Genomic DNA, 13,742 nt, shown 5'->3' with positions numbered 1-13,742 from the left:
GCCCGCGCCAGGAAATAGCACTCCGTTGGCCAAAGGCAAACCTTGGCCGATGACTTTCAGACAGTCATGCTGTCGAAATCGCCGTTCAGGACCCCGCCGAAGAATGCCACAATCTCGTCGCGCGTGAACACGAGTGCGGGGCCGTCGGGGAATCGCGAGTTCTGCATCGCGATCTCGTTTTCACCGACCCTCGCAACCTCCACGCAAGAGTTGAGCGCGTCACACGCGGACGCCTTCACCCAAGCTGCGCCCGGCACCGAACCGGACGCCATGCCGTTGTGTACCCCGATCATCGTGAACCCGCCTTCCCATTGCTGACGTTGCCAGTCAGCCGCGATCGGACGCTGCCGGCCTCCCCCGTTCCGTCACTCACTCCATCCCGTTTTCGCGCCGCCATGCAATTTGCATGAGCTGTGAGAACGGATGAAATCCTAGAGGGAGATCGCCGCGTCCGGCGTCCCTCGAATGGGTGTTCTCGGAAAGATGGAAAGCATTAGTATGCCTACTGGCGGGTCAAGGTGATGCACTCCGAAATGGCTGAAGACCGCCTCATGTATTCGGAGCCCTGTGAATGGTTGTGCGCTCCCATGGAATTTTTTGCAGGGCTTCCTCGCCTTCACCGGTATCGCTGCGGCTCTCATCTGCTACCGCCGACTCTCCACTTGACCACCGCTCCGGGCCGAGTGCGCGTGAAGGAGGATGATCTCCGTGAGCGAAGAGAGCGAGTACGAAGTCGTAGCCCGTCTGTGGCAGGAACACCTGGATGCGAAGTTCCCCGCCGGACTGCGCGGCGCGGAACTGGACGGCAGCGACCTGGTGATGCTGGACGCGGACATCGCCGGCTGCGTGACGACCTGGCGCAGCAACGGAGGGGTCCTCGACGCGAAGCGCCTCCGGATACTGCGCGACTGCATCAGTGAACTCGACACGGTCCTGCCCCTCCTCATGGACGAGGAAGAGCTTCGCTACTACAAGCGCTTGCACCGACTGGCGACGATCACCTCGCAGGTCGACCCGCGCCTCACCAAAGACACGAGGTCTTAGAGGAGCTAACAGAAAGCCTCTGTGTGGCCATGCCTCGGTCTGCGATGGCTCGTTGGGTAGGTCATGGGGAAGGGGAAGCGTCCGCCGTGGGTGGTAACGGATGACTTGTGGGGGCGGTTCGAGCCTCTGTTGCCAGTGCGTGAGCGCAGATCCCGCAACGCTGGGCGTCTGCCGTTGGACGACCGGCGGTGTCTGCAGGGGATTCTGTTCGTGCTGCATACCGGTATCCAATGGGAGTGGCTGCCGCAGGAGCTCGGCTTCGGCTCAGGGATGACGTGCTGGCGCCGGCTGCGGGACTGGAACGAGGCTGGGGTGTGGGACAGGCTCCACCAGGTGTTGCTGACCGAGCTGCATCAGGCGGGGAAGCTGGACTGGTCGCGGGCGGTGATCGACGGCTCGCACCGGCAGGCCCGTCGGGGCGGCCCAAAACCGGCCCGAGCCCGGTCGACCGTTCCAGACCGGGCTCGAAGCACCACGTGATCACTGATGCCCATGGCACCCCGCTGGCTGTCAGGCTCACCGGCGGCAACCGGCACGATGTCACCCAGCTGCTACCCCTGCTCGACGCGATACCCCACGTCAAGGGACGCACCGGCAGACCTCGTCACCGGCCGCGGCAACTGTTCGCCGACCGCGGCTACGACTTCGACAAGTACCGCCGCCTGCTGTGGAAACGTGGGATCAAGCCGGTCATCGCGCGACGCGGCATGCCGCATGGTTCCGGACTCGGCACCGTCCGCTGGGTCGTTGAGCGCACGAACGCCTGGATCCATGGCTTCCGTCGACTGCGGATCCGTTGGGAGATCCGCGACGACATCCACGAAGCCTTCCTCAAACTGGCCTGCTGCGTGATCACCTACCGACGCGTCCAAGCATTCTGTTAGCTCCTCTTAGACAGCGACTCACCAAGTGAAGCTCGTCGGCCAGGTGCTCAACGACGTAGTCACGGACGTCGTCCCGCACCGCGTCGGCGTCCCAAGAAGCCCGGCACAGCAGGTGCTGCATGCCGTGCGGGGTGACTTCCCTGGCCCATTCGGCGATCGTCCAGCAGTTCTTGCGGGGCAGGTCGGAGAGCAGCCCCGCACCAACCGCCCAGCCCGCCGCCGTGGTTCGACCCGCGCGAAGCGGCCCGCGATCCGTGCCATCAGGGCCTCGAAGCTCGCCCGCCAGCGAGCGGGATCTATGCGGTGCCCTGCGGCCACCATCTCCTCGACAGTCCACACAACTCACGATGATCAACGGTGGCGGCAGCCGTGCCCACACCCGCCCCTCCAGCGCTATCGGGTGGCCGTCGCCGAAGTGGTGAGGCGGGGTAGCCGACCGCCAGCAGCACGGATAGCGTCACCGTATGGACCAGGATGAACGGCTGCTTCACGCCTCGTCTTTCGGCGCGGCGGCCGACGCATACGCCGAGCACCGTCCGGACTACGCGCAGGCCGCGGTGCGTTGGGCGCTCAAGCTCGCGCCCGGCCCGCGCGTGCTCGACCTCGGCGCCGGAACCGGCAAGCTGACCGCCACGCTGGTCGCGCTGGGTGTCGACGTCATTGCGGTCGAGCCCGACCCGGCGATGCTGACCGAGCTGCGCCGCTCGCTGCCGGCTGTCCGTGCCCTGCCGGGTAGTGCCGAGGCGATCCCGCTGCCGGACTCATCCGTCGATGCCGTGCTGGCCGGCAACGCCATGCATTGGTTCGACATGGCCGTCGCGGGATCCGAGATCGCCAGGGTCCTCGCACCAAGCGGCATCCTGGCCGGCCTGTGGAACGTCATGGACGACCGGGTCGAGTGGGTTTCCGCGCTCGCGCGGGTCAGCGGGAGCGCGGCCATCGGCCCGCGCGACACGCCCGCCAGCTGGCGCGCCGAGACGGCAAACATGCATCTTCCAAAGACTGGCGTGGCCGCCCGGTTCGGCTCACCGGAGCAGGCCGAGTTCCCGCATGGGCAGCGCCGCACCGCCGGCTCTCTCGTCGCGACCATCGCGACGCGCGCGGGGGTGCTGGTCATGCCAGAACAGGAACAAGAGGCCACGCTGGGCCGGATCCGCGCTTTCCTCGCGAGTAGGCCGGAGACCGCCCACTGCGAGTTCACCCTCCCGATGCTGACCGGCGTGCTGCGCGTCCGGCGACTGTGAAGCATCACGTCGGCAACGATCGATGAAACGCCGCACACCGCCTTACAAGGACGGCTCAGCCGCAGCCTCGTCTGGCGCTGACAATCGGTCCACATCGCTCGGAGAGCGGCAGCGATGACCAACGCCAACTCGCGTGCCCGCTCGCCACTTGAGGCGCCCAGACAGATGACAACCACCCCTAAAAGTGCCATGCACCACTGACACTCTCACCCCACCAGCAAGATCACGATCTACAGCTGGAGTACTAACCCCTTCGCCGGGTGCTCGGCTCGGTGAAGACACGGCGCCCTCGGTGACAGGCTCACCGACGAGCGGATACGCCGACCGACCTTCACTGACAGAGTCGCGTGTGACTCAAGGGCGGATGCTTCAACGCCACGGCCCTCCCTCGCCGGTCGTGGTCCCGACCTGCGACGCCCCATGGGGTGACGTACTGGGGGAGAGGCGTTCTGTGGTCTTTTGCCGCAGACGGCGCCACGCACGCTGAAGGACACGCACGCGCTGCCATTTCACCTCTGGGTCAGTCGACGGCCTTCAAGTCGCCCAGTGCGTCACCGAGGTTGAGTTCGGTGCGGCCACGGGTCTGGAAGCCCCGCTCGAACAGCTCCGTCGTGCGTTGCTGCGTGGCCTCACCCCGTACGAGCTGCTGGAACATGGCAGCATCCGCGCGTACGTCGGCCGGAGTTGGCAGGCTGATGGCGTTGATGGCTGCTTTGGCCACGATCAGCGCATCGCGGGGGAAGTCCCCGATGCGCGCGGCAATGCCGGCGACGAACTCGTCCAGCTCGGCGTCGGGCACCGCGCGGTTGATCCATCCGTAGCGTTCGGCAAGTTCGGCATCGAAGTCGGCCGACGTCAGTACGGCTTCGAGCGCTCGGCCCCGCCCCAGCAGCCGGGTGAGGTGCTGGATGGCGCCCGCGCCGGGTGGGGTGCCGATGCCGACTTCGGGCTGGCCCAGGACAGCGTTCTCCCGGGAGGCGAAGCGCATGTCGCAGGCGAGGAGGAACTCGCTGCCCGCCCCTCGTGCACGGCCGCGCAGCTTGGCGATAGTGACGGCCGGGATCTCGCTGAGCTTGCGGAACAGCATCCCCAGGGAGGCGTCGCCCGGACCCCCGGCTTTCGCGGCTTCAGCGGTGTATTCGGGCACTTTTGTCAGGTCGACGTGCGGGAAGAAGAAGTCGGGGTCCGCGCTGTCGAAGACCACCACCCGTGCACTCGCCGGCCGGGAAACCTCCTCCAGCAGCCCGACCAGGTCTCGCACGACCTCGGGACCGATGAGGTTGATCGGCGGGGCGTTGAAGGTGGCGAACAGGACGTTGCCGTCCAACCTGGTGCTGGCGCTGATGGTCTCGTATGGGGCGGTCATGTTCTCCTCCTCGCCGCGCTCAACACGGCCCGGTGCCAATCCCGGCTGTCAGAGCTGGTGCTCCTCCAGCCACAGCACGACCGCACGGCGATCTCCTTCCAGCGCTGTGCACGATCAGGGAGTGGCCTCGACACGACCCGGCGCCGACACCCCTTCCAGTCTCTCCTCGATCACCCACGGGCGCCCACGCAGCCTCCTAGCGCCGCCGTTTTCCCGGGCCTGGTGCGCGGGGCACCTCGCACCGGGCGATGGAGGCAGCAGGGGTGGGGTCAGCCGGGAACGATCAGGTTGAACCGTTCGCCCGACAGCCGAGGCCACCCGCCGGATGGTGCCCCAGCCGGGCGGCCGCCCGGCGGGCGCGGCGCCCGGCCGATGGCGGGGGACCCGTACCCGTAGCGTCCCGGGACTGATCCGGCACCGCACGGGAGTCGGCAGGGTGACGGCTTCACCGTCCAGCCCGACGGGGACGACCGGGACGTCGGCTTCGACGACGACCTCTTCAGAGGTGGCCAGATTGGTCAGGCCGTGCGTCTGCCCATCTCGCAGCCGGGCGGCGGTCTCGGCGGGCGTCTCCGCCCTGGCGGCCAGTACTCCCAGGAGCCCGGAGTCCAGTTGCGCACGCTTGCCGAGCCCGGCCGGGTCATCGGCCCGGTAGGGGTTGTTGCTCACCAGTACGGCATCAGGCCGGTCAACGGTGAGCAGCCCGGCGCGTACCACCAGCTCCGGGCCCTTGTGGCGGGCCAGGAATTCCGGGAGGATCCGCGCCGTCGTGCCGATCTTGTCGTCCCGATAGGCCGGGTCCTGTACCAGGGCGGCATAGGCACCGAACGACACGTTGTTGACGAAGACCCGCTCGCCTGCGAACCCGAGGTCCACGCGCAGTTCGACGCCGTCTGTGAGGGCCTCTAGTGCGGCTGAAGGGTCGTCACGGTCCAGGCCGAGGTCCATCGCGAAGTGGTTGCGGGTACCGGCCGGAATGACCACGAAGGGAACACCGTTCTTCGCGGCCACGCCGGCGACAAGTGCCTGCGTGCCGTCTCCGGCGGCCACCCCCAGCAGATCCGCACCGTCATCCACCGCGCGCCGGGCGACAGTCGCGAGGTCCTGGGGCCGGGAAGGATCGAGCAGGAGAACCTGAGCCCCCAACGCACGGGCCTTTTCCGCGATCCGGAACCGGCTCGCCTTCCCTCCTCCCGAACGGGGATTCACGATCAGATACGGCCGCCGTGCAGCGGCCACCGGTCGGAACGTGTTCTCGGCCATGACAGTACTCATGGGTGGGGGGTGATGACGGCGCGTCCTTGGATCTTGCCGTCGTGCAGGAGCTGGTATGCCTCGTTGGCGCGTTCCAAGGGGAAGTGCTCGAGCAGCATCTTGATTTTTTGCTGCTGGGCGAGGGTGATCACTTCCATCAGTTCGGGAAGGGAGCCCCAGTAGGGCGAGGCGACCGAGCACTCGTGCGGCGGGTTCGAGAAGTTGACGGGCAGGGCTCCGCCGCCGAGACCGACGATGGTCAGGTGGCCGAGCACCGTGGCCACCTGAGCAGCCATGCGCAGAGTCGGGTCTATGCCGACCATGTCGAGCACGAGCTGAGCGCCCTGTTGCCCCGTCATGTCCTTGATGCGCGTGACCGCGTCCTCGCCTGAGAGCAGCGCCTCGTCCGCGCCCATGTGCTTGGCGGTTTCCAGCTTGCCGGCATCGGTGTCCACGGCGACGACGGTGGTCGCCGCGCTGAGCGCTCGCACCATCTGGATGGCCATCTGGCCCAGACCGCCCACCCCGATCACCACCGCGGTCGAGCCCGCCCCCAGCAGGTGCACCGATCGCTTGACGGCGTGATAGCTGGTCAGTCCCGCGTCGGTGAGCGGGGCGGCCTGGCGGGGGTCGAGGGTGCCCAGCGGAATCAGGAATCGCGCCGTCGGAACCAGCAGGTACTCAGCCATTCCGCCGTCGTGACCGCCTCCCAGGCCCCCGCCCTGACCACTGACCTTCTGGCAGTAATTCTCCTGGCCCTCCCGGCAGTTGGCGCACATCCCACAGCCCCAGGGACCGTAGACCATCACAGGGTCTCCGGGCGCGAACCCGGTGACACCCGGTCCCAGCGTCTCCACCCATCCCGCATTCTCATGGCCGAGTGTGAAGGGCAGTTCCGTGGCGAATCCGGGTGGTGGTCCGGGTGCCTCCATGATGTGCAGATCTGAGTGGCACGCGCCGGCACCCCCGACCTTCACCAGGACCTGTCCCGGCCCGGGCTCGGGCGCCGGAACCTCGCGCAGCTCGGGCGGTTGCTGCCATCCGACCAGTTGAAAAGCCCGCATAGCGATCCTTTACACATGCCGAGTCAGTCGCGGATCCCGTCGATGTCGACCAGGACGTGGCGCGGGCCGCGGAAAATCTGGTTGTGGCGGTACGGCGGTGGGTCCTCTACGAGCCGGGGGTTTTCCACCCGGCGGAGGAACTCGCCGACCGCGACTTGGACTTCGAGCCGCGCGAGCGGAGCGCCGAAGCAGAAGTGGATGCCCTGGCTGAACCCGAGGTGCTGGTTGTCCCGGCGTTCGAGGTCAAGCTCGTAGGGGTTGGCGAACCGCTTCGGGTCGCGGTTCGCCGAGCCGTATGCCAGGAAGATCGGCGCGCCCTTCGGGATGGTGGTGCCTGCGATGTCGATGTCTTCCACGGCGGAGCGGGTGTGCCAGAACTGGACCGACGACTCGAAGCGCAGCAACTCCTCGACCCCGGGCACGATCAACTCGGGCCGGCGGCGCAGCTTCTCGAGCGCGTCGGGGTGCCGCAGCAGGGTGAGCACGCTGTGGGCGATGAGATTGACCGTGGTTTCATGCCCGGCGAAGATCAGGAGCAAGGCATTGCTCACGAGCACACCCTTGGACATCCCTGTCTCCGGGCCGTCCTCGTTCACCATCGCCGAGAGCATGCCCGGGCCGGGCTGCTGGGCGTACCGGTCGAGCAGCTCAGCTGCGAACTGCCCGAACTCCTCCACGGCCTGGCGGCCCCCGGCCAGTCGGCTCTGTATCTCCTCGGAGGCAGCCTCGGGGCCGAAATCCAAAGAGTCCAGTGCCGTCTCGATCCAGCTGTGGAAGCGTGGCTCGTCTTCCAGTGGCACGCCCAGGACCTTGCAGATCACGGTCACCGGCAGGGGGTAGGCGAACTCGTCGACGGCATCGATCCGGGTCTTGCCCTGCATGTTGTCCAGGAGGCCGTCCACGATGCGGCGGATCTCGGGTTCCAGGTCGGAGATCAGGTGAGGGGAATGGGGCGGGCCGACGAAATGCGGCATCATCATCCGGCGATCTCGATCGTGCTCGGGTGGATCCTGGGTGATGATGTTCGGCTCCAAAGAGACGACCGTCTCCGTGATCGGCTCGGCCTCGGCCGAGCCCTCGGCCGGGGCCGGGGCCGGGTCGGGGAGCTTCCTGACATCCGAACTGACCCGGGGGTCGTGCAGCAGCGCGACGATCTCTTGGTAGGTGCTGACGACGTAGGTGCCGTCCGGCTGCCGCGCCACCGGTGTCTTGCGGAGTTCCTCGTAGAACGGGTACGGATTGGCGCGGTTGGCGTAGCGGAGGGCCTGCTGCCAGGGGGTTTCCTCGACCACGAGGCTTCCCTCCTTCTTTCTGTCGGTGCTGTCCGCTTGCACGCCCTTTCGGGCGGGCGCGTCAACGAGGGCGAGGCCGGAACTCGGCCGCCCGCTCGCTCGGGTCGTGGCCGGTCAGGACGACGTCGGGGAGCGCCGTCGGGACGCCGGGTTGCGGGAACTCGGCCGGGATCGGCTTCATGTCGGGGGGCTGGTCCCAGCCCGGCGGCGGAGGCGGGAACGGGCCCGAGTGCTCGATCAGCTTCCCGTAGTACTCCAGCCACTTGCCGTGATCGAACGTGACGGCGGCGACGATGCGGCCCCGGCGACCGTAGGCGGCGGCGAAGCGGCGCTCCTTGACGGACCCTTGTGTGAAGACGATCTCGTCGCCGAATGGAGGCACGCCGACGGACTTGATGTTGAGGCCGAACTGACCGGACCAGAAGCCGGGCAGCAACAGATGCGGGCGATAGTGGGGCTCGAAGTTCACCATGTTGTGGGCCGCGGCCTCGGCGCCGAGAACGGCATTGTCCCAGTGCTCCATCGCGAGGAACTGGTACTCGTACAGCACGTGCGGCGAGCGCGCCACGTCCCCGGCCACGTAAATGCTGTCGGTGACCACGCCGTTGATGTCGAAGGCGCGACCGCCGGCGTCGCAACCGACGCCCCAGAAACCGGACGCCAGCCCGGCGCCCTCCAGCCATTCCACGTTGCGGATCGACCCCAGCGAGGCCACCACCACGTCGGCGTCGACGGTGGTTCCGTCCGAGAGATGAGCACGCCGCACGTGTCCGCCGGAGTCGCCCTCCAGTGACGACACGCCCAGCCCGCAGCGCAGGTCCACGCCGTGGTCGCGCTGGATCTCCGCGGCGATCTCACCGATCACCCCGCCGAGCGCGCCGACCAGCGGCGCCGAGCCCCGCTCGACGACGGTCACCGGGAGATCGAGTTCCCGGCAGACGGAGGTCACCTCCGAGCCGATGAACCCGGCGCCGATGACCACGACCCGCGACGGCGGCGCGGCCAGCGCCTTTTGCAGCTGTGCGGCATCATCACGCGAGCGCAGCGAGTAGACCCCGTCCAGGGCGGCCTCGTCCGGGTTCGGCCACTGTCGCGCGCGGGTGCCCGTGGCGATCAGCAACCGGTCGTACGGGATCTGCTCGCCGTCCGCCAGGCGCACCTGCTTGGCGGCCCGGTCCAACCCGGTGGCGGTCACCCCGAGCCGCCACTGCGCATTCACCTCTCGCAGGCGGGGCAGCGTGGTGTGGTCGGCCGGCACCCAGCCTTTGAGCACCTGTTTGGACAGCGGGGGACGGTCGTAGGGCTCGTCCGGCTCGTCCCCGATGATGGTCAAAGACCCGGTGAAGCCCTCCTCACGCAGGGCCTCGGCGGCCCGCAGTCCGGCCAGGGACGCACCGACGATGACGATCCGGCCGTTGGCTCTGAACTTGCGCACAAGCTCTGCGACCGTTGCCGGCACGGTCATGACGTCGCGCTCCCCTTCGCGCCGTCCAAGCGGTCGATCACGATCGCCTGCACCGGACACGCCGCAGCGGCTCGCTCAACCTGCAGGCGCCGCTCGTCATCGGGATTCGGCTCGTAGGTGAGCGCCTCCTGGCCGGTCAATCTGAAGACCTCGTGCGCCAAATACACGCATTGTGCGTATCCCTGGCACCGATTCAGGTCCACGGCGATTCGCATGGGCAGACTCCTTCCGATCGCCGCCCAGCTGGACAGCCCACCCGTCGCCCCCGCCGACGCCACCGGCTGAGCACCCGCATGTTCGATCTTCTTCGCCACGGCGGTAGCTTCGCGGTGACGCTTACTGCTGGTGAGCGTCACGGTCTGAAGGTCGCGGTACACATCCGATGGCGTTGGCATCAAGCTTTGCCCGGCCGTTACCCCCTAAAAAAATGGTCCCCCTGTCTTCCGACGCCCGCAAATGCGCTGTTACGGAAAACATCTCTCAGGGCAGCTGTAGTTCTTGATCACTGACCGGTTCGTGCAGGTCCGGGGGCTTCCGGAGTGCCTGCCCGCATGGGAGCGGCCACCGTGATCAGGAGCGTTCGTGGAGGCAATACGGCCCCGGCCGACCGAGCCGGCTGAAGCCGCTGATACTCGGCGCACCAGCCGAGCCAGGACAGCACCGCCGCCCAGCGGTCCAGGTGTTGACCGCCGCGGTGCCCCAGAGCAGTTCCAGAGCCTCGCCGACCTCGCGTAATGGAAAGGATGCGGAGTGTGGCAGGTCACCCCAGGGCGCGGTCGAGATTGAAGGCGGCGCTGATCAGGGCAAGGTGGGTGAAAGCCTGGGGGAAGTTGCCCTGTTGCTCTCCGGTGTGGCTGATCTCTTCTGCGTACAGGCCGAGGTGGTTGGCGTAGGTGAGCATCTTCTCGAAGGCCAGGCGGGCTTCGTTCAGGCGCCCGGCGCGTGTGAGGGCCTCGACGTACCAGAAGGAACAGATTGAGAAGGTGCCCTCCTCACCTTCCAGACCGTCCGGGCTGGCCTTGGGGTCGTAGCGCCAGACCAGGGAGTCGGAGACCAGTTCGTCACCAAGGGTGTCGAGGGTCGACAGCCATACGGGGTCGCTGGGAGAGACGAACTTGGTCAGCGGCATCATCAGCACCGCGGCGTCCAGCACATCGCCGTCCTCGTGCTGGACGAACGCCTGCCGGTCGGGCGACCAGCCCTTGTCCATGATCCGCCAGTAGATCGCGTCCCGGATCGGCCCCCAGCGGCCGAGCTCGGCGGGGAGGCTGCGGTGCCGGGCGATGCGGATGGCGCGATCGATGGCCACCCAGCACATCAGGTGGGAGTAGAGGAACTTCTTGCGCCCGCCACGGGTCTCCCACACACCCTCGTCCGGCTGGTCCCAGTGCTCACAGACCCAGTCCACCAGTGCGCACACCGCGCGCCAGTGGCCGCTGGAGATGGGCCGGCACCACTTGTCGTACAGATAGACGGAGTCGAGCAGGGCGCCGTAGATGTCGAGCTGCAGCTGGGTGGCCGCGCCGTTGCCGACCCGCACAGGCGACGAGCCCTGGTAACCCTCCAGGTGGGACAGCTCGCGTTCGGGCAACTCGGTGCGTCCGTCGATGCCGTACATGACCTGCAACGGGCCGGACGATCCGTTGCCGCGCCGGTCGGTGTACCGGGTGAGGAAGCCCATGAACGCCTCGGCCTCCTCGGTGAAGCCGAGCCTGAGCAGGGCGTAGACGGCGAACGCGGCGTCGCGCACCCACACGTAGCGGTAGTCCCAGTTGCGGCCGCCGCCGACCTGCTCGGGCAGGCTGGTGGTGGGGGCTGCCACGATCGCGCCGGTGGGGGCGTAGGTGAGCAGCTTGAGGGTGAGGGCGGAGCGGTGCACCATCTCCCGCCATCGGCCGCGGTAGCGCGACTGGTTCAGCCAGCGCCGCCAGAAAGCGACCGTGGCGGTGAACTCCCGCTCAGCCTCGGCGAGCGGGCAGCGGCGCGGCGGAGCCTCGCTGCTGACCTGCTCCAGTACGAAGACCGTGGTATCGCCCTGGGAGAGTTCGAACTCCGTCCACACGTCCTTTTCGTCGTACTCCAGCGGCACCGTGGCGGTCAGCGTCAGCGACAGCTCCTCGGAGGCGAACAGGGCGGCCCGGTCCAGCATCCTTACGGTGTGCGGGTGGGCGCCGTAGCCGAACCGGGGAGCCACCCGAGCCCGGAACGGAATCGTTCCGCGGACGCACACCACCCGCCGGATCAGCCGGTCGCGGTTGGATGCGCCGGAGTCCGCCACGGGCATGAAGTCCTGGATCTCCCCGAGCCCGTCCTCGGTGAAGAAGCGGGTGATCAGCACATTGGTGTCCGGGAAGTAGAACTGTTTGGTGCCGGCCGGCACGGTGGCAGCCAGCTCGAATGCCCCGCCCCGGTCCGCGTCCAGGATGGCTGCGAAGACACTCGGGGAGTCGAAGGAGGGGCAGCAGTACCAGTCGATGGTGCCGTCGGTGCCCACCAGCGCCACCGTGCGCAGATTCCCGATCAAGCCGTGCTCAGCGATCGGCAGATACCGGGCGGACTTGTGCTGTGCCGGTGATCCAGTCATCGCAGCACCCTCCCTTTGCTCCCGCCTCTCCTGCTCGGGCCCTTGCGATCGCACCATCCGGTGAAGATTTGACCTGCTCGGTCAGTTCGCGGTGGGCATCGCGGCACTCCTCGACCGCGGCATCCATGATCGCGAAGCCGAGGGCCCGCCGGCGGATCGGTTGCGGCCTTCCGCTTCGACACCTCGGATCGAGGGTCGGGGGATAACCACGTCCCTGTACCTCCAGTGTCCTACAAACGCCGGAGCAGGTGTCTTTTGCGCCCTGGCCGGTCCCAGGCGTTGTGGGAATCCCAGCCGGCGTTCGTGCCGATCTTCCTCAGCCCCCAGCACCCACCCACGCCACTGAAAACGCAAGATCGAACTGCACGGAGCTGGCTCCCACCCGGCACCGCAATCCTTCATCCCGCAGCTCGGCACCACAGACGAAGGCAACAATCGTCATCAACGGACACCGAAGACCTTTCGCGGAAACAATCTTGCTCTCCTATGTGTTGCGGACTGCAGAGTCGAGGAGGGGGAGGTGTCGGGCCTGAAGCTGTTCAACACGAAGGGCGGCGTGACTGAGGTCGTGCCGCGTCTTGCTGAGGTCGTCGACGCTCAGGTCCCACACGATCGCGCCCTTCGCATCGGCCAGGGCCTGGAGCCGGGTGAGAACCTGGTGCCAGGTGCCGTTTCGCTGCCACCGGCGAAACAGGTCGTAGATCCGGCCCCACGGCCCGTACTCGACGGGCACGTCCCGTCATGGCACCCCGGTGCGGACCCGGAACCGTATGCCGTCAATCAGCTGCCGCCGGGACCAGACTCGCCCCAGCCCTCATGCAACTCGCCGGCCGCTGGAACTGGTGGACACCGACGCTACGCCGACTGAGATGATCACCCTCCGATGTGGAGGGCGTCGATACGCGTTCGACGTCTGCCTTGGGGTGTGGTTATCCGTGATGCCGTGCGTGCTTGCAACGGATGTGTCAGCTTCAACAGGCCGCCGGTGAGGGCTTCAAGGTGAGCGTCCGTGTTGGCTACACCCGCTCGTACCCGACGTCGGTGTTCGTGCTGCTTGCGGCAAGTTAGCGAAGGGTGTTGCGTTCGTGACGGTCACCAGTCAGGGACCAACGAAGGGTGCTGTAAACCCAGTTGGGGCAAATGCAACGGGCGTCGAGGCTGGCGATATCCACGCCGTCCAACTCCGGGCAGTCTGGAGGCGGTTCGCAATGGCGAGGGAAGTTGTACTGTTGTGCGACAACTGGCATCGGTCTCGACTCCGGACGCCGCTGAGGTCTGGACCATGGCGTGCCGCATGACCCCGGGGAGTCGGCCCGTTCCCGGCGTAGCGCCGCCGATGCTGACTTTGCGCTGACTTGCTGACCTGAAAAAGCCCTCTGACCTGCAACGATGCCTTGTTGTGCCTCTTCGGCTTCCATTGGCACCGGGTTAGCGGCGGTGTTGTGGGGGTAGCGGGTTGGCCAGTATCTTTGCAGCTCAGAGGTGGTACAGGTCGGATCGGTGCATGTGCATGTGTCGCCACCTGTAATCACCTCCAGCAGGCTG

12 protein-coding genes and 2 pseudogenes are annotated in these 13,742 nt (G+C 67.2%); 3 read left to right on the top strand and 11 right to left on the bottom strand.

Annotated features, from left to right (window positions below):
* Positions 1 to 56: 56 nt before the first annotated feature.
* Positions 57 to 293 carry a DUF397 domain-containing protein gene (locus tag STRNI_RS00285; RefSeq protein WP_277410272.1) on the bottom strand — a complete coding sequence of 79 codons (237 nt, stop codon included), beginning with the start codon at positions 291 to 293 and terminating at the stop codon, positions 57 to 59.
* A gap of 406 nt (positions 294 to 699) precedes the next feature.
* On the opposite strand from STRNI_RS00285, the gene STRNI_RS00280 reads away from it, so the two are divergent.
* Together STRNI_RS00280 and STRNI_RS00275 are read left to right on the top strand one after the other, a co-directional pair.
* Positions 700 to 1,044: a hypothetical protein gene (locus tag STRNI_RS00280; RefSeq protein ID WP_277410271.1), complete on the top strand. Its 345-nt coding sequence runs from the start codon at positions 700 to 702 to the stop codon at positions 1,042 to 1,044.
* 63 nt (positions 1,045 to 1,107) lie between these two features.
* Positions 1,108 to 1,928 (top strand): IS5 family transposase gene (locus STRNI_RS00275; RefSeq protein ID WP_266450633.1). Its coding sequence is split into 2 segments (ribosomal slippage): positions 1,108 to 1,471 and positions 1,471 to 1,928, totalling 822 coding nucleotides; the frame shifts between segments, so codons are not numbered across the junction.
* A 34-nt stretch (positions 1,929 to 1,962) separates the two neighbouring features.
* Here the strand turns inward: STRNI_RS00275 and STRNI_RS00270 are convergent.
* Positions 1,963 to 2,189, bottom strand: a pseudogene (locus STRNI_RS00270) (IS701 family transposase); the annotation flags it as partial.
* Between the two features lie 203 nt (positions 2,190 to 2,392).
* Between STRNI_RS00270 and STRNI_RS00265 the strand changes: the two are divergent.
* A complete protein-coding gene (locus STRNI_RS00265; protein ID WP_277410270.1) occupies positions 2,393 to 3,172 on the top strand; it encodes a class I SAM-dependent methyltransferase in 780 nt (259 codons plus the stop codon).
* Between the two features lie 520 nt (positions 3,173 to 3,692).
* Here STRNI_RS00265 and STRNI_RS00260 read toward each other — a convergent pair.
* From STRNI_RS00260 to STRNI_RS00220, 9 genes and pseudogenes are all read right to left on the bottom strand, one after another.
* Positions 3,693 to 4,538 (bottom strand): enoyl-CoA hydratase/isomerase family protein, encoded by an 846-nt coding sequence (locus STRNI_RS00260; protein ID WP_277410269.1) that lies wholly within the window; start codon positions 4,536 to 4,538, stop codon positions 3,693 to 3,695.
* 114 nt (positions 4,539 to 4,652) lie between these two features.
* Entirely contained in the window at positions 4,653 to 5,813 is a 1,161-nt protein-coding gene (locus STRNI_RS00255; RefSeq protein WP_277410268.1) for a diacylglycerol/lipid kinase family protein, read from the bottom strand.
* The gene (locus STRNI_RS00250; RefSeq protein ID WP_277410267.1) at positions 5,810 to 6,856 is read right to left on the bottom strand and encodes an NAD(P)-dependent alcohol dehydrogenase; all 1,047 of its coding nucleotides are present in this window, start codon (positions 6,854 to 6,856) and stop codon (positions 5,810 to 5,812) included. Before STRNI_RS00250 ends, STRNI_RS00255 begins: the two co-directional genes overlap by 4 nt.
* Positions 6,857 to 6,879: 23 nt before the next feature.
* On the bottom strand, positions 6,880 to 8,148 hold the full coding sequence (locus STRNI_RS00245; RefSeq protein WP_277410266.1) for a cytochrome P450: 1,269 nt from the start codon (positions 8,146 to 8,148) through the stop codon (positions 6,880 to 6,882).
* A 61-nt stretch (positions 8,149 to 8,209) separates the two neighbouring features.
* Positions 8,210 to 9,613: an NAD(P)/FAD-dependent oxidoreductase gene (locus STRNI_RS00240; RefSeq protein ID WP_277410265.1), complete on the bottom strand. Its 1,404-nt coding sequence runs from the start codon at positions 9,611 to 9,613 to the stop codon at positions 8,210 to 8,212.
* Positions 9,610 to 9,828: a ferredoxin gene (locus STRNI_RS00235; RefSeq protein WP_266735821.1), complete on the bottom strand. Its 219-nt coding sequence runs from the start codon at positions 9,826 to 9,828 to the stop codon at positions 9,610 to 9,612. The genes STRNI_RS00240 and STRNI_RS00235 overlap by 4 nt, the downstream gene beginning before the upstream one ends.
* Before the next feature lie 413 nt (positions 9,829 to 10,241).
* A pseudogene (locus STRNI_RS00230) lies at positions 10,242 to 10,342 on the bottom strand (site-specific integrase); the annotation flags it as partial.
* A 31-nt stretch (positions 10,343 to 10,373) separates the two neighbouring features.
* Entirely contained in the window at positions 10,374 to 12,197 is a 1,824-nt protein-coding gene (locus tag STRNI_RS00225) for a glycoside hydrolase family 15 protein (RefSeq protein ID WP_277410264.1), read from the bottom strand.
* Positions 12,198 to 12,681: 484 nt separating this feature from the next.
* The gene (locus STRNI_RS00220; RefSeq protein WP_239471493.1) at positions 12,682 to 12,930 is read right to left on the bottom strand and encodes a transposase; all 249 of its coding nucleotides are present in this window, start codon (positions 12,928 to 12,930) and stop codon (positions 12,682 to 12,684) included.
* Between the last annotated feature and the right edge of the window lie 812 nt (positions 12,931 to 13,742).

This window comes from Streptomyces nigrescens, assembly GCF_027626975.1.
GTDB lineage: Bacteria > Actinomycetota > Actinomycetes > Streptomycetales > Streptomycetaceae > Streptomyces > Streptomyces nigrescens.
This window is presented reverse-complemented; position numbering and strand designations above follow the sequence as displayed.

Bases quoted from the DNA above. Each gene is read 5' to 3' on its own strand.
- STRNI_RS00265 (WP_277410270.1), top strand. From the start codon at position 2,393: ATGGACCAGGATGAACGGCTGCTTCACGCCTCGTCTTTCGGCGCGGCG.
- STRNI_RS00285 (WP_277410272.1), bottom strand. From the start codon at position 293: ATGATCGGGGTACACAACGGCATGGCGTCCGGTTCGGTGCCGGGCGCA.
- STRNI_RS00235 (WP_266735821.1), bottom strand. From the start codon at position 9,828: ATGCGAATCGCCGTGGACCTGAATCGGTGCCAGGGATACGCACAATGC.
- STRNI_RS00240 (WP_277410265.1), bottom strand. From the start codon at position 9,613: ATGACCGTGCCGGCAACGGTCGCAGAGCTTGTGCGCAAGTTCAGAGCC.
- STRNI_RS00260 (WP_277410269.1), bottom strand. From the start codon at position 4,538: ATGACCGCCCCATACGAGACCATCAGCGCCAGCACCAGGTTGGACGGC.
- STRNI_RS00250 (WP_277410267.1), bottom strand. From the start codon at position 6,856: ATGCGGGCTTTTCAACTGGTCGGATGGCAGCAACCGCCCGAGCTGCGC.
- STRNI_RS00255 (WP_277410268.1), bottom strand. From the start codon at position 5,813: ATGAGTACTGTCATGGCCGAGAACACGTTCCGACCGGTGGCCGCTGCA.
- STRNI_RS00225 (WP_277410264.1), bottom strand. From the start codon at position 12,197: ATGACTGGATCACCGGCACAGCACAAGTCCGCCCGGTATCTGCCGATC.
- STRNI_RS00280 (WP_277410271.1), top strand. From the start codon at position 700: ATGATCTCCGTGAGCGAAGAGAGCGAGTACGAAGTCGTAGCCCGTCTG.